This is a genomic window from Bacillus sp. WC2507 (assembly GCF_052656125.1).
In genome coordinates, this window is sequence record NZ_JBQXPN010000001.1 from 1907216 (window position 1) to 1923068 (window position 15853).

Annotated in this window: 12 protein-coding genes and 1 riboswitch; all 12 genes read left to right on the top strand. The window is 35.9% G+C overall.

All coding sequences use genetic code 11. The features are described 5' to 3' along the window. Window positions 1-6: 6 nt before the first annotated feature. The 12 genes from dapA (at window position 7) to yfmH (ending at window position 15808) form a co-directional block, all read left to right on the top strand. A complete protein-coding gene (gene dapA / locus ACUN28_RS10270) occupies window positions 7-885 on the top strand; it encodes a 4-hydroxy-tetrahydrodipicolinate synthase (RefSeq protein WP_000564777.1) in 879 nt (292 codons plus the stop codon). Between the two features lie 750 nt (window positions 886-1635). Beyond that, window positions 1636-3306: a ribonuclease J gene (locus tag ACUN28_RS10275; RefSeq protein WP_000823084.1), complete on the top strand. Its 1671-nt coding sequence runs from the start codon at window positions 1636-1638 to the stop codon at window positions 3304-3306. A gap of 103 nt (window positions 3307-3409) precedes the next feature. Next, on the top strand, window positions 3410-4159 hold the full coding sequence (gene tepA, locus ACUN28_RS10280; protein ID WP_016086636.1) for a translocation-enhancing protein TepA: 750 nt from the start codon (window positions 3410-3412) through the stop codon (window positions 4157-4159). Next, window positions 4156-4359 carry a YlzJ-like family protein gene (locus tag ACUN28_RS10285; RefSeq protein WP_000605020.1) on the top strand — a complete coding sequence of 68 codons (204 nt, stop codon included), beginning with the start codon at window positions 4156-4158 and terminating at the stop codon, window positions 4357-4359. Before tepA ends, ACUN28_RS10285 begins: the two co-directional genes overlap by 4 nt. Window positions 4360-4571: 212 nt before the next feature. Then, window positions 4572-6956: a DNA translocase FtsK gene (locus ACUN28_RS10290; RefSeq protein WP_016086637.1), complete on the top strand. Its 2385-nt coding sequence runs from the start codon at window positions 4572-4574 to the stop codon at window positions 6954-6956. A gap of 203 nt (window positions 6957-7159) precedes the next feature. After that, window positions 7160-7261, top strand: a riboswitch (purine riboswitch). 232 nt (window positions 7262-7493) lie between these two features. Then, a complete protein-coding gene (locus tag ACUN28_RS10295) occupies window positions 7494-8219 on the top strand; it encodes a GntR family transcriptional regulator (protein ID WP_000114176.1) in 726 nt (241 codons plus the stop codon). A gap of 90 nt (window positions 8220-8309) precedes the next feature. After that, window positions 8310-9386, top strand: coding sequence for a BMP family lipoprotein (locus tag ACUN28_RS10300; protein WP_000730596.1), 1077 nt, complete (start codon window positions 8310-8312; stop codon window positions 9384-9386). A gap of 118 nt (window positions 9387-9504) precedes the next feature. Then, a complete protein-coding gene (locus tag ACUN28_RS10305; protein ID WP_000456926.1) occupies window positions 9505-11037 on the top strand; it encodes an ABC transporter ATP-binding protein in 1533 nt (510 codons plus the stop codon). Then, a complete protein-coding gene (locus ACUN28_RS10310; RefSeq protein WP_001085254.1) occupies window positions 11030-12088 on the top strand; it encodes an ABC transporter permease in 1059 nt (352 codons plus the stop codon). Before ACUN28_RS10305 ends, ACUN28_RS10310 begins: the two co-directional genes overlap by 8 nt. Beyond that, window positions 12089-13048, top strand: coding sequence for an ABC transporter permease (locus ACUN28_RS10315; protein WP_000008857.1), 960 nt, complete (start codon window positions 12089-12091; stop codon window positions 13046-13048). A gap of 198 nt (window positions 13049-13246) precedes the next feature. After that, a complete protein-coding gene (gene yfmF / locus ACUN28_RS10320; protein ID WP_016086638.1) occupies window positions 13247-14521 on the top strand; it encodes an EF-P 5-aminopentanol modification-associated protein YfmF in 1275 nt (424 codons plus the stop codon). Next, entirely contained in the window at window positions 14522-15808 is a 1287-nt protein-coding gene (yfmH, locus tag ACUN28_RS10325) for an EF-P 5-aminopentanol modification-associated protein YfmH (RefSeq protein ID WP_016086639.1), read from the top strand. It begins immediately after the preceding gene. Window positions 15809-15853: the final 45 nt, after the last annotated feature.

Genomic DNA, 15853 nt, shown 5'->3' on the forward strand with positions numbered 1-15853 from the left:
GAGACCATGATAGATTTTGGGACAATTGCAACCGCGATGGTAACTCCGTTTGATAAAAACGGAAATATCGATTTTGCAAAGACAACGAAATTGGTAAATTATTTAATAGATAACGGTACAACAGCAATCGTGGTAGGAGGAACGACAGGAGAATCTCCTACATTAACTTCAGAAGAAAAAGTAGCGTTATATCGCCATGTCGTATCTGTTGTCGATAAAAGGGTGCCCGTAATCGCTGGAACAGGTAGTAATAATACGCATGCTTCTATTGACTTAACTAAAAAGGCAACAGAGGTTGGTGTTGATGCAGTAATGCTAGTAGCACCGTATTATAACAAACCGAGTCAAGAAGGAATGTATCAGCACTTTAAAGCAATCGCTGAAAGCACGCCGCTTCCGGTTATGCTATATAACGTTCCAGGACGATCTATTGTACAAATCTCCGTTGATACAGTTGTTCGTTTATCAGAAATAGAAAACATTGTTGCGATTAAAGATGCAGGCGGCGATGTGTTAACAATGACAGAAATCATTGAAAAAACAGCGGACGACTTTGCGGTATACAGCGGTGATGATGGTTTAACGTTACCAGCTATGGCAGTTGGAGCGAAAGGTATCGTTTCTGTAGCATCTCATGTTATTGGAAATGAAATGCAAGAAATGATTGCAGCATTCCAAGCGGGCGAATTTAAAAAGGCGCAAAAATTACATCAATTACTTGTAAGAGTAACGGATTCATTATTTATGGCGCCAAGCCCAACGCCAGTAAAAACAGCGTTACAAATGGTTGGATTAGATGTAGGCTCTGTACGTTTACCACTTCTTCCATTAACAGAAGAAGAAAGAGTAACGTTACAATCTGTTATGCAATCTATCCCTCGTTAATAAAAAATGACCTAGTGTAGAACTAGGTCATTTTTTTATGGTAAGAAAATCTTTGCGCTCTTTTCTTACCTATATGTGTTCTTATAGGATCATTTAACCGCTTCTTCAGTATGAATTGCAACATGTATAAGAAAATAATCGTACCCCTTTAAATGAATTAAAAAATCATAGTTATTATAGAATGAACATTTGTATAAACGTAGTAAACTACCGATTCTGTTTTTTAGAGAAATTCCCTCAAATATGACGTAATTCATAAAAAAACTCCAGTTTGTAAGTGTTTTTATTCGATTCTAGAAAAATAAGTCTTGAAAATCCATATTATGAAATTAATTTAGCCTATTTATGGCTATTTCTTCAAACTAATATGGAGTATAAAATCGAAGTAAATAAGTTCGATACTTTTGGTGATATTCCATTCTTTTACCTATTCTTTCGCACGATTTAACTTGTGTTCTATTTCTTGTATCAGGTATAATATGGCTAAGTAGCTTAGTACGGGTATGCTTAGCAAAATTGGTAAAAATTATAATTTGATTACATTTTCATATCATATCGAATAAGATATTTGATTTATATAATGAAAGAGAGGTGAAACCTGGTTTAAAAAATAAACAAGGACATGATATCGCATAACGGTAAGGACATTCGTCTTGGACGGTGAATATATGGTGGTTGTAGAGTTTCCCCTGGTGTCTCTACAATTTTAGTGAAATCAGTGTTTGAAAGATTTTTAAACCAGGCAACAACATGAAGAGAAAAGAGAATGAGTCTGTTAAAGTATTTGCTCTTGGTGGAGTAGGTGAAATCGGGAAAAACATGTACTGTGTTGAAATTGATTCTGAAATCTTTATTGTAGATGCAGGGTTAATGTTCCCAGGAGATGAAATGTTTGGAATTGATATCGTTATTCCTGATATTACATATTTAGTGGAAAACCAAGAGCGAGTAAAAGGTTTATTTATTACTCACGGTCATGAAGATCATATTGGTGGTATTGTTTACGTACTTCGTAAATTATCTATTCCAGTGTATGCAACGAAATTAACAGTAGGACTTATACAAGAAAAACTTGGCGAAGCGGGTATGTTAGGCCGTGTAGACTTAAAAACAATCGACTCAAATTCAACAGTAGAGTTTAATACTACAACAGTGTCATTCTTTGGAACGACACATAGTATTCCAGATTCTGTTGGTGTTTGTTTCCATACATCAAAAGGTGCTATCGTATATACAGGAGACTTTAAATTCGATCAAACTCCAATTGGAAATAGTGGAGCAGACCTTGGGAAAATGGCACAAATCGGAAATGAAGGCGTACTATGCTTATTATCTGATAGTACAAATGCTGAGCGTCCAGGCTATACAGGTTCTGAAAAAGAAGTTGGTGTAGAAATTTCTAAAGTGTTCTACGGCGCAGAAGGACGTATTATTGTTGCTTCATTTGCATCGAATGTACATCGTATTCAACAAGTATTTGATGCAGCTGCTGAAACAGGGCGAAAAGTAGCGGTTGTAGGACGTAGTATGGTGAAAGTAGTAGATATCGCAAGACGTCTTGGTTATTTAGATGTTCCAGAAGGTATGGTTATTTCACTACAAGAAGTAGATAATTTCCCAGAGAAAAAGGTAGCTATTTTAACGACAGGTAGCCAAGGTGAACCGATGGCAGCCCTTTCTAGAATGGCGAAGCAAGCTCATAAACAAATTTCAATTCGTAAAGGTGATACGGTTATTATTGCGGCTTCTCCAATACCGGGTAATGAAATATCTGTATCGAAAATTATTGACTTGTTATTTAGAGCTGGAGCTGAGGTTGTTTATTATGGTGAAAGAAAAGTTCACGTTTCAGGTCACGGTAGCCAAGAAGAATTAAAATTAATGTTAAATTTAATGAAACCGAAATATTTTGTACCCGTACATGGTGAGTTTCGTATGCAAAAAGCACATGCATATTTAGCTGAAGATGTAGGTATTGCAAGAGAGAATATCTTTATCGTAGAAAAAGGCGATGTGATTGCTTTTGGTGACGATGAAGCAAACTTAGTTGGCAAAGTACAGGCTGGTAATGTGTTAATTGATGGATTAGGTGTAGGTGACGTTGGTAATATCGTTCTTCGAGATAGAAAAATGTTATCTCAAGATGGAATATTAGTAGTTGTTGTAACACTTGGTAAAGATGAAAAGAAAATTATCTCTGGTCCAGAAATCATTTCACGTGGTTTTGTGTATGTTCGTGAATCAGAAGCGTTAATTGACCGCTCTACAGAGATTGTACGTATGATTGTTGAGCAATCGATTAAAGAGTATTCAATTGAATGGTCTATGTTAAAACAAAATATTCGTGAATTATTAGGGCAGTTCTTGTACGAAGAGACAAAGAGAAAACCTATGATTTTACCGATTATTATGGAAGTATAAAAAAGATCACCTTTACGGGTGATCTTTTTTCTTTTTTAACTCTATCGAATGAAATTTATAACTTAAGAAATAATAGTTATATACGAGTGAAAGGGGATGCGATATGACAGAACGTGATCGTTATACAAATGAAGGGAAAGAGGCTGAGCCGAAAGAAACTGGGAAAGAAGCTTCAATAGTGGAAAAAATTCAACAGCTTGGACAAACGAATGTACCGCAAATGAATGAATCGCGTATTCATTGTTTAACAATCATTGGGCAGGTGGAAGGTCATGTTCAGTTGCCACCGCAAAATAAAACAACAAAATATGAGCATATTATTCCGCAAATTGTTGCGATAGAACAAAATCCGAAAATTGAAGGTTTGCTTTTAATATTAAACACAGTTGGAGGTGACGTTGAAGCAGGGCTAGCAATTTCTGAGATGGTAGCTTCGCTTTCGAAGCCAACGGTATCTCTTGTTCTGGGTGGGGGACATTCTATCGGTGTACCAATTGCCGTCTCTACGGATTATTCATTTATTGCGGAAACTGCGACGATGACAATTCATCCCATTCGTCTAACAGGTCTTGTGATCGGTGTGCCGCAAACATTTGAGTATTTAGATAAAATGCAAGAAAGAGTCATACGATTTGTGACGAAGCATTCAAAAGTAACGGAAGATCGTTTTAAAGAGCTTATGTTTGCGAAAGGGAATTTGACGCGAGATATTGGGACGAATGTAATTGGTGGAGATGCAGTGAAGTATGGTCTTATAGATGATGTCGGTGGTATTGGAAATGCGATCCGAAAATTAAACGAATTAATAGATGCTCACGGACATGATAGTACAGAAGGGACAATGTTACAATGATTTTATATACAATTATGCCAGAGCAACTTGTATATCCAGCCGATTATTCGCAATGTGAAAGCCAAAAAGTTGTAAATATAAACGGTGTTGAATTAATGGTTTCTGAAGAAGAACATGGGTGTTATTCTATTGTACGTGTGTTAAGTACGGATCCGCTTCACTACTTAGAATTTGAGCCTGGCCAGAAAATAACCTTTTAGCAAAAAGAAGGATTTTGTTTAGAAGCTATGGTATAATATAAAAAACAAGACGGTTGAGCAGCCATGAGAGGGCTGCTTTCTTCTGTTTATTTAACAATTTACAAGAAGTGTAAAAATAGAAGAGATAAGACCTGAAAAAATAGAGAAAACAGACATATAAGTATAGTTTTTTTTAGGAAGTCCTACTTATATGTAGAACACGGGGTGAAGAAATGGCAAAACAAAAGCAAAGAGGGACGAAGGCAAAAGCAAGACGCACGATAAAGCCAACTTTGTATTATGAAATCGTCGGTTTAACTCTTTTTGCACTTTCAATCATTACGATTTTACAGCTAGGCGTTGTAGGGAAATCGTTTGTGTTATTTTTTCGCTTCTTCTTTGGTGAGTGGTACATAATTGGTGTGTTAGGTGTAATAGCTTTATCGGTTTCGTTCGTTATCAAACGTGGATGGCCGAACCTTTTAAATAAACGGTTAATCGGTTTTTATTTAATAGTATTGGCGATATTAATGTTTAGTCATATTACATTATTTAACCTTCTTACGAAAGATGGAGCAGTGCAAAATACGTCTGTTATTGTGAGTACGAAAGATAACTTCTTTCTTGAAATGAAAAAGGGTCCAGATAGTGTTCATTTAGGCGGTGGTATGTTTGGGGCGCTTATGTTCGCGACATGTTACTTCTTATTTGATGAAGTAGGTGCTTATATTATTGGCATTATTTTAGTGATTCTCGGCATACTTTGTATAACAAATAAGCATATTGGGGAAGTGCTTGCCCCTGTAGGAAGAATTCTTAGAAGTCAACTTGAAGTAATGCAAGGGGATTATAAAGATTGGAGATCCAAAAGGACGGCTGAACAAACAGAAAAGAAAAAAACAACAAGAAGCACAAGGAGCAAACGTGCTGCAGAACAAGAAGAAATTATTGAGCCGATGGAAGAAATCTCAATTGATCCTCCAATAATTTCGAATTTCACTGAGAATTATCCAGTAAATGAAGAAGAGGATAAACGAATTCGTGAAGAACAGGAAGCAGAGTTGATAACTTCACCGTCTATTGAAGAGGCTCCGCCTGTTGAAGAATCTAAGAAAAAGCGTGGAGAAAAGATTGTAGAATCTTTAGAGGCGGAAACAAGTGCCCCGCCAATGCAATTTTCAAATGTAGAAAATAAAGATTACAAGCTTCCTGCAATTGATATATTAAAATTTCCTAAGAATAAGCAAGTTACAAATGAAAATGCAGAAATTTATGAGAATGCTCGTAAATTAGAACGTACATTCCAAAGCTTTGGAGTGAAAGCGAAAGTAACAAAAGTACATAGAGGTCCTGCAGTTACAAAATATGAAGTGTATCCTGATATGGGAGTAAAGGTAAGCAAAATCGTCGGTTTAAGTGATGATTTAGCACTTGCTTTAGCTGCGAAAGACATTCGTATTGAAGCACCTATTCCCGGGAAATCAGCTGTAGGGATTGAAGTTCCGAACTCAGAAGTTTCTATGGTAACGCTTAGAGAGGTTCTTGATTCTAAGGCTAATAATCATCCGGAAGAGAAGTTGTTAATTGGTCTTGGACGAGATATTACAGGTGAAGCTGTATTAGCCCGTTTAAATAAAATGCCCCATTTACTAGTAGCTGGTGCGACAGGTAGCGGGAAAAGTGTATGTATTAACGGTATTATTGTTAGTATTTTAATGCGTGCAAAACCACATGAAGTAAAATTAATGATGATTGATCCGAAAATGGTAGAGTTAAATGTATATAACGGTGTGCCTCACTTATTAACACCAGTTGTAACTGATCCAAAAAAAGCATCACAAGCTTTGAAAAAAGTCGTGAGTGAAATGGAACGTCGTTATGAGTTATTTGCTCATAGTGGCACGCGTAATATTGAAGGATACAATGATCATATTAAAGAACATAATAGTCAATCGGAAGCGAAACAACCGGAATTACCTTATATTGTAGTAATTGTGGACGAGTTAGCAGATTTAATGATGGTTGCTTCATCGGATGTAGAGGATGCAATTATGCGCTTAGCACAAATGGCCCGTGCGGCTGGTATTCATTTAATTATTGCAACGCAGCGTCCATCAGTTGATGTTATTACGGGAGTTATTAAAGCGAATATCCCATCACGTATTGCATTTGCGGTATCTTCTCAAACAGATTCTCGTACAATTCTTGACGGTGGTGGTGCAGAGAAACTACTAGGTCGAGGAGATATGCTGTTTATACCAATTGGTGCATCCAAGCCTGTACGTGTACAAGGTGCATTTTTATCAGATGATGAAGTTGAGAGAGTTGTAGAATATGTTATTGGTCAGCAAAAAGCGCAATATCAAGAAGATATGATTCCGCAAGACGTTCCTGATACGAAGCAGGAAGTAGAAGATGAACTATATGATGAAGCAGTTCAGCTCGTAGTAGAAATGCAAACAGCATCTGTTTCTATGTTGCAACGTAGGTTTAGAGTTGGTTATACGCGAGCTGCCCGTTTAATTGATGCAATGGAAATGAATGGTGTAGTAGGTCCGTATGAAGGTAGTAAACCACGAGAAGTGCTCATTAATGATGTGCAAGAAAAAAGTTCATAAAAAAAGCCTAATTGTTTTTACAATTAGGCTTTTTTATATACTGGTTTTGTTATATACTATATTCAGCGATAAAGAAAGGGCTTACATTTAAAGTGATTCTTTAGAATACGAATACTTTGGTGTGGTTTTTTGTGAACGTTCGATATTTAATGTAGAAAAATGTTAAATTTTGTTGACACGTATGGGAGCAAGTGGTAAGATTACTTCGAAAAGAATCACTGCCTCATATAATCTTGGAGATAAGGTCCATAAGTTTCTACCTGGCAACCATGAATTGCTGGACTATGAGGGGAAAAGTGTGTAACAAAGGATGTAAGAGATCTTTGTGCCGAACTTTTTCTCGAAATGAGGAATGTTTATGGTGCAAAGTTTTTTTTATGCAGTAAAGAGTGAAAATTTAATCTTAAAAAATTATTAATATTTATTCGACAATTATGCTTATTTTTAGTATTTAGTGATTTTATTATGTTGTAAGTTGAAAAAAGAGAAAAGAAGTCTTACATCAGAGGTCGAATAATTGAAATGCGGGGGAGTCTTATGTCAGTAAAATCCGATAGTCGTCACCTATATTTACGGGTGATTGATCACATCAAAGAAAAAATTAAAGATGGAGCTTACAAAGAAAGACAGAAGCTACCATCAGAGTTTGATTTAGCGAAAGAACTTGGCGTAAGTAGAGCGACTTTAAGGGAAGCGCTGCGTATTTTAGAAGAAGAAAATGTTGTCATTCGTAGACATGGTGTAGGAACATTTGTAAATGCCAAGCCGTTATTTTCGTCAGGGATTGAACAACTTTCTAGTATTACAGATATGATTTCTAGTGTGGGGAAAACACCAGGAACTATCTTTTTATCATCATCTACAACAAGTTTAACAGAAGAAGAAAAAGAGAAGTTTAATAGTGAAGATGGTTTTAATGCAGTGATGATTGAGCGTGTACGTACAGCAGATGGGGAACCTGTTGTATATTGTATCGATAAACTTGCAAAAGAAATATTGCCGGATTTATCGGGATACAATGAAGAATCGTTACTAACGGTGATACATAATAACACGCATAAGCGCATAACATATGCGGTTGCTCATATCGAGCCAATTGGCTATCATCCGAAAATCTCACCGATTTTAGAATGTGAGCCAGAAACAGCACTGCTAGTATTGAAACAAATGCACTATGATCAAAATGATGAGCCAATCTTATATTCTATCAATTACTTTAGAGCTGATAAGTTTAGCTTCCACGTACTAAGAAAACGTATGTAGGTAAGTTCCTTTTTAGGGAGGTGACAGCAAGAAGTTAGGGACAGCAGCGTATAAAAAAATAGACAAATCATTTCAGGAGGGGTTTCTAGTATGAAGAAAAAAACAGGTCTTTTATTATCATTAACATTAGCAGCAAGTGCGGTTTTAGGTGCATGTGGTAACTCGGATAAAGCGAGTAGTGACAAAAAAGGGGATAAAGAGTTTAAGGTTGGTATGGTTACAGATGTTGGGGGCGTTGATGACAAATCATTCAACCAATCTTCTTGGGAAGGATTAAAAAAGTTTGGTAAAGATAATGGATTAAAAGAAAAGACAAATTATCGTTACCTACAGTCTGAAAAAGAAGCAGATTATATTCCAAACTTAAAGAAATTTTCAAAAGATAAGTATGATTTATCTTTCGGAATTGGTTATAAATTAGAAGGTGCAATTAAAGAAGTAGCAAAAGAATCTCCAAAACAGCAATTCGCAATTGTTGATACGGTTGTAGATGCACCGAACGTAACAAGCATTACATTTAAAGATCATGAAGGATCATTCCTTGTAGGTGCGGTAGCAGCTATGTCAACAAAATCGAATAAAGTAGGATTTGTTGGTGGAATGAAGAGTGATTTAATTAGTAAATTTGAAAATGGATTTAAAGCTGGTGCAAAGGCAGTAAATCCAAACATTGAAATCGTATCTGAATATGCAGAAGCATTTGATAAACCTGAAAAAGGTACAGTTCTTGCTTCAGCAATGTACGGTCAAGGTGTAGATGTAATTTATCATGCTGCTGGTGGTACAGGTAACGGTGTGTTCACTGAAGCGAAAAACCGTAAGAAAAAAGGTGAAAATGTTTGGGTAATCGGTGTTGACCGTGACCAACATCAAGAAGGTATGCCTGAAAATGTAACATTAACTTCAATGATAAAACGTGTTGATGTAGCTGTAGAAAAAGTAGCTAAAGAAGCAAAAGATGGAAAGTTAAAAGGTGGAAAAATTGAAGCGTTTGGCTTAAAAGATGACGGTATTGGTATTTCAAAAACAACTGATAACGTGAAAAAAGTTAACCCTGAAATTTTAACAAAAGTAGAAGAATTTGAAAAGAAAATTACAGACGGTGAAATTAAAGTACCGGCTACAGATAAAGAGTATAAAGAATATGAAGCTTCTCTAAAAAAATAAATAGAGAAATAGCAAAGGTTAGTTCATAGAACTAACCTTTGTATGTATAAAACTTCCGAATTGTTTAATAAGTTAATAGTGTAATAGGGGAATGTTCCCTGTTAAAAGGAGGAACACAATGGAATACGTAATTGAAATGAATAATATTACGAAAGTATTCCCAGGCATTGTAGCGAATGATGATATTACGCTGCAAGTAAAGCAGGGTGAGATACATGCTTTACTTGGAGAAAATGGTGCAGGGAAATCCACATTGATGAATGTACTATTTGGTTTGTACCAACCAGAACAAGGTGAAATTAAAATTAAAGGAAAGTCTGTAAACATTACCAATCCGAATGTGGCAAATGACCTTGGTATTGGAATGGTTCATCAGCACTTTATGCTTGTTCATAATTTTACAGTTACAGAGAATATTATTCTCGGAAATGAACCGAAGAAAAAAGGGAAAATTGCTGTTGAGGAAGCTGCGAAAGAAATTCAAAAACTGTCTGAACAATACGGCTTAGCTGTAGATCCATATGCGAAAATACAGGATATTTCAGTTGGTATGCAACAGCGTGTTGAGATTTTGAAAACACTTTACCGCGGTGCAGAAATTTTAATATTTGATGAACCGACAGCTGTGTTAACACCACAAGAAATTCATGAGCTAATTCAAATTATGAAAAAGCTTGTGCAAGAAGGAAAATCTATTGTTCTTATTACACATAAGTTGAAAGAAATTATGGAAGTTTGCGATCGTTGTACGATTATTCGTAAAGGAAAAGGGATTGGAACGGTTGACGTTGCAAATACGGATGAAAATAAACTTGCAGAATTAATGGTCGGACGTCAAGTGAATTTTAAAACAGAAAAAATAGACGCGAAGCCAAAAGAAGAGGTACTTTCAATTGCAAACCTTGTTGTTCACGATGCACGTCAACTACCTGCTGTAAAAGGCCTTGACTTAACTGTTCGTGCGGGGGAAATTGTTGGGATTGCAGGAATTGATGGAAACGGACAAAGTGAATTAATAGAAGCAATTACTGGTTTACGAAAAGTTGAGTCAGGTTCTATTGCAATTAGAGGAAAAGAAATAACAAATTGGCCTGTTAGAAGAATAACAGAAGAGGGAATTGGTCATATCCCAGAAGATCGTCATAAACACGGACTCGTTCTTGATTTTTCTGTTAGAGATAATATAGTTCTGCAAACGTACTATAAAAATCCGTTTTCAAAGAAAGGGATTTTAAATTTCAGCAAAATTACAGAAAAAGCAAAGGCTCTTATTGAACAGTTTGATGTACGTACACCTAGTGAGCAAACGTTAGCACGCGCTCTATCTGGGGGGAATCAACAAAAAGCAATTATTGCACGTGAAGTAGACCGTGATCCAGATTTATTAATCGCGGCACAGCCAACACGTGGTTTAGATGTAGGAGCAATTGAATTTATTCATAAGAGATTAATAGAGCAAAGGGATAAAGGAAAAGGTGTATTACTTTTATCACTAGAGTTAGATGAAATCTTAAATGTTAGCGATCGAATTGCTGTTATTTATGAAGGGAAAATTGTAGCAATAGTTGATGCGAAAGAAACGAATGAACAACAGCTTGGATTGTTAATGGCTGGAGGAACAAAGAAGGAGCAGGTGGGTACCAATGGCTAAAAAACTTTTAACAGAGCGAACGATAAATATTTTAGTCCCAGTACTATCCGTTATTTTCGGCTTACTTGTAGGAGCAATTGTAATGCTAGTTAGTGGCTATGACCCAATTGTTGGTTATAGTGCACTTTGGACAGGTATGTTCGGTAGCGCAAGTGCGATTGGTGAAACGCTTCGTACAATGATACCGCTTATTCTTGCTGGTTTATCGGTGGCGTTTGCATTTCGTACAGGTTTATTTAATATCGGGGTAGAGGGTCAATTGTTAGTTGGTTGGCTTGCGGCGGTTTGGTTCGGTTATGCAGTCTCACTACCAGCTTTCCTTCATATTCCATTATCTATTTTATTCGCAGCATTGGTAGGCGGAATTTGGGGCTTCATTCCGGGATATTTAAAAGGGAAGTTTCAAGTGAATGAAGTTATTGTAACCATTATGATGAACTATATCGCGTTGTATGTAACATATGACATTATTAAGCGTTTCTTACATGCGGGTAATGACAAAACGTATGATATTAAAGAGAGTGCGTCACTATCTTCAGACTGGCTTGCTTCTATTACTGATGGTTCACGTCTACACTGGGGAATTATTGTAGCAATTTTAATCGCTATTTTAATGTGGTTCTTATTAGATAGAACAACTTTAGGTTACGAATTAAAGTCGGTAGGATTTAATCAGCATGCTTCTCAATATGCAGGTATGAAAGTTTCTCGTAATGTAGTATTCTCCATGACAATTGCTGGTGCATTTGCGGGGATTGGTGGAGCGATGGAAGGATTAGGAACATTCCAGAGTATGACAGCGATGTCTTCGTTTACAGGAGTAGGATTTGACGGGATTGCTGTAGCATTACTTGGAGGGAATAATCCGTTTGGTATAATCCTTTCAGCTTTATTATTTGGTGGTTTGAAAAGTGCTTCCCCTCAAATGAACTTTGAGGCAGATGTACCATCAGAGCTTATTAATGTAATTATTGCATGTATCATCTTCTTTGTTGCATGTAGTTATGTGTTAAGATGGGCGCTTACACGCATGAGCAAGGAGGGGAAATAAATGAGCTTTTTAGATATATTAGCCATTCTTGTGACGGGTACGTTATATACATCAGCACCTATAATTTTCACAGCATTAGGTGGTGTATTTAGTGAACGATCGGGTGTTGTAAATATCGGATTGGAAGGACTAATGCTATTTGGTGCATTTATTGGAGTAGTTACAAATTTATTAATGGGTGATACTTGGGGAACGATGACTCCATGGATTGCGTTATTATTTGCGGCAATTGGTAGTGGATTATTTGCATTACTTCATGCGGTAGCCTCTATTACATTCCGAGCGGATCAAGTTGTAAGTGGTGTAGCAATTAACTTTTTATCTCTTGGTTTAACAGTATTTGCAATTAAGAAGATTTTTGATAAAGGACAGACTGACTTTATTCAGTATCGTATTGAAAAGATTGATATTCCAGGTCTTTCGGATATTCCAGTTTTAGGGAAAATATTTTTCTCGAACGTACCAATAACGTCGTATATTGCCATTATTTTAGCATTCGTTGTTTGGTATGTTATTTATAAAACACCGTTTGGTCTTCGTCTACGTGCTGTTGGTGAACACCCAATGGCAGCGGATACGATGGGGATTAACGTATATAAAATGCGCTATATTGGAGTCTGTATATCAGGAGTGTTTGCTGGAATTGGTGGAGCGATTTTTGCAATGTCAATTTCTAATAACTTCTCAGGGGCAACGATTACAGGACAAGGTTTCTTAGCTTTAGCTGCTATGATTTTTGGAAAGTGGAATCCACTAGGCGCACTAGGTGCAGCTCTATTCTTTGGTTTTGCGCAATCTCTTAGTGTAACAGGTGGAACAATTCCTGTATTAGATCAAATCCCAAGTGTTTTATTAACGATATTACCATATGTATTCACAATATTAGCGCTTGTTGGTTTTGTAGGTCGTTCTGAAGCTCCGAAAGCATTAGGAACTCCTTATGAAAAAGGAAAACGATAAGTATAAAAAAGCTCGCACATTAGTGCGGGCTTTTTTACATAGAATATATGTAATACGGAATTTTACTATGTTCCTTACATATTACAGTTTTTAGAAAGAGTCGAATGTAAGTATAGTGAGGAAGAAAAGTTGATTTTTCATTTCTAAAAACTGTATATTGAAGAGGAATATTCCTATATACGTAAAGGAGGGCTATAAATGAAAATGATGGAACAACAGTTACATGAGTTAGGTGGTTTACGAGTACATATTATTCCAACTGATAAATATAAAACAAATACTTTTGTATTTCGTTTGAAAGCACCTTTAAATGAGGAGACGGTGACAGAGCGTGCCCTATTGCCATACGTATTGCAAAGTGCGACAGAAAAGCTTCCTTCTGTAATTCGTCTTCGTCAATATTTAGAAGAATTATACGGATCTTCTTTGGCAGTAGATGTAAGTAAAAAGGGAGAAGACCATATCATCTCTATTTATGTAGACATTGCAAATGAAGTATATTTACATGATGCACCACCGTTATTTGAAAAAGCGCTTTCTATGTTATCGGATATCGTTTTACATCCAGCAACAGAGGGGAACAGTTTTTTACCTTCTATCGTAGAAAGTGAAAAGAGAGCGCTCTTGCAACGAATTGAAGCTACGTATGATGATAAAATGCGCTATGCAAACGAGCGTTTAATTGAAGAAATGTGCAAAGTAGAACCGTATCGATTAAGTGCAAATGGAAAAAAAGAGAGTGTTGCATCTATTACAAATGAAAGTTTGTATCAATATTATCAAAAAGTGTTAGCGGAAGACGAAATGGATCTATACATTATTGGTGATATTTCAGAAAATGCAGTTGATCTTGTAAGTAAGTATTTTTCTATTTCAGCACGTCCTGTGAGAGAGCGAAATGTACTTCTTCATAAGAGAAATAATGAAGAAAAAGAAGTTGTTGAAAAACAAGAATTAAAACAAAGTAAATTACACATCGGTTATCGTACGTTTATTACGTATAAAGACGAAGATTATTTTGCACTGCAATTGTTCAATGGATTGTTTGGAGGATTTTCTCATTCAAAGTTATTCGTTAATGTTCGCGAAAAAAATAGTTTAGCGTACTATGCAGCATCCCGCTTTGAAAGTCATAAAGGCTTATTGTTTGTCATGTCAGGAATCGAAGCGAAAAATTATGAAAAAGCAGTTGAGATTATTAAAGAACAAATGTTGGCGATGCAAAATGGTGATTTTTCTGAAGAAGAGATGCATCAAACAAAAAGTGTTATTCAAAATCAAATATTAGAGGCGATTGATACGCCGCGCGGGTTTGTGGAAATGCTGTATCATGGTATTATTTCAGACCGTACGCGTCCTGTTGAAGAATGGCTTACAGGTATTGAAAGTGTGACGAAAGAAGAGATTGTGAAAGTTGCTAAAAATATTGAATTAGATACAATTTACTTTTTACATGGAACGGAGGGAGAATAAATGGAGAAAATTGTTTATGAGCAATTAAAAGAGACACTCTATTATGAAAAACTTCCTAATGGATTAGATGTATATATTTTACCGAAGCAAGGATTTAATAAAACATTTGCAACGTTTACGACAAAATATGGTTCTATGGATAATACATTCGTACCACTAGATAAAGAAGAAATGATTCGTGTGCCTGATGGAATTGCTCATTTTCTTGAGCATAAATTATTTGAAAAAGAAGATCACGATGCTTTCCAATTGTTTAGTAAACAAGGGGCATCGGCAAATGCTTTCACATCTTTCACAAGAACAGCTTACCTGTTTTCGTGTACATCAAATGTAGAACAAAATTTAAATACACTGTTAAACTTCGTACAAGAGCCTTACTTCTCTGAAAAAACAGTTGAAAAAGAGAAGGGGATTATTGGGCAAGAAATTCAAATGTATCAAGATAATCCAGATTGGCGCTTATACTTTGGGTTAATTGATAGCTTGTTTGTAAAGCACCCAATTAAAATTGACATTGCAGGGACAATTGAGTCTATTAGTAAAATTACGAAAGACCTATTATATGAATGTTATGAAACATTTTATCACCCGAGCAATATGTTATTATTTGTTGTGGGGGCAATTGATCCAGAGAAAACAATGGATTTAGTACGTGAAAATCAAGCGAAAAAAGATTATAAAAACCAGCCAGAAATTGTACGTTCGTTTGAGGAAGAACCAAATGAGGTAAATGAAAAGAAGAAAATTATTTCAATGCCTGTACAAACACCGAAATGTTTAGTTGGTATTAAAGCCACAAATTTAAAAGAAAAAGGGAAAGCCCTTTTAAAACAAGAAATTGCGCTTACGTTACTTTTAGATTATTTATTTGGGAAAAGCTCCGTTCATTACGAATCTTTATATAATGAAGGACTTATTGATGATTCGTTCTCGTATGATTATACGGAAGAGAATAACTTCGGTTTTGCAATGGTTGGCGGTGATACAAAGAAACCTGATGAGCTGGAAGAGCGTTTGAAAGGTATTTTATTAAACACAAATTATGATCAATTAGATGAGGCGGCATTAGAACGAGTAAAGAAAAAGAAAATAGGTGGCTTTTTACGCTCCCTGAATTCACCGGAATATATTGCAAATCAATTTACACGATATGCGTTTAATGAATCGAGTCTGTTTGAGGCATTGACTGTATTAGAAAGTCTAACTGTTCAAGATTTACAAGAAGTAGCTAAATTATTACTATCAGAAGAGAAAATGAGTGTTTGTCAAGTTTTACCGAAAAAATAAAAGGTTTCATAATAATACCCTCATCTTATCATTGATAAATTGTAA

What these genes read in the sequence shown, in the direction of transcription:
- dapA (WP_000564777.1), top strand. Translation starts at nt 7, where the DNA reads ATGATAGATTTTGGGACAATTGCAACCGCGATGGTAACTCCGTTTGAT.
- ACUN28_RS10275 (WP_000823084.1), top strand. Translation starts at nt 1,636, where the DNA reads ATGAAGAGAAAAGAGAATGAGTCTGTTAAAGTATTTGCTCTTGGTGGA.
- tepA (WP_016086636.1), top strand. Translation starts at nt 3,410, where the DNA reads ATGACAGAACGTGATCGTTATACAAATGAAGGGAAAGAGGCTGAGCCG.
- ACUN28_RS10285 (WP_000605020.1), top strand. Translation starts at nt 4,156, where the DNA reads ATGATTTTATATACAATTATGCCAGAGCAACTTGTATATCCAGCCGAT.
- ACUN28_RS10290 (WP_016086637.1), top strand. Translation starts at nt 4,572, where the DNA reads ATGGCAAAACAAAAGCAAAGAGGGACGAAGGCAAAAGCAAGACGCACG.
- ACUN28_RS10295 (WP_000114176.1), top strand. Translation starts at nt 7,494, where the DNA reads ATGTCAGTAAAATCCGATAGTCGTCACCTATATTTACGGGTGATTGAT.
- ACUN28_RS10300 (WP_000730596.1), top strand. Translation starts at nt 8,310, where the DNA reads ATGAAGAAAAAAACAGGTCTTTTATTATCATTAACATTAGCAGCAAGT.
- ACUN28_RS10305 (WP_000456926.1), top strand. Translation starts at nt 9,505, where the DNA reads ATGGAATACGTAATTGAAATGAATAATATTACGAAAGTATTCCCAGGC.
- ACUN28_RS10310 (WP_001085254.1), top strand. Translation starts at nt 11,030, where the DNA reads ATGGCTAAAAAACTTTTAACAGAGCGAACGATAAATATTTTAGTCCCA.
- ACUN28_RS10315 (WP_000008857.1), top strand. Translation starts at nt 12,089, where the DNA reads ATGAGCTTTTTAGATATATTAGCCATTCTTGTGACGGGTACGTTATAT.
- yfmF (WP_016086638.1), top strand. Translation starts at nt 13,247, where the DNA reads ATGAAAATGATGGAACAACAGTTACATGAGTTAGGTGGTTTACGAGTA.
- yfmH (WP_016086639.1), top strand. Translation starts at nt 14,522, where the DNA reads ATGGAGAAAATTGTTTATGAGCAATTAAAAGAGACACTCTATTATGAA.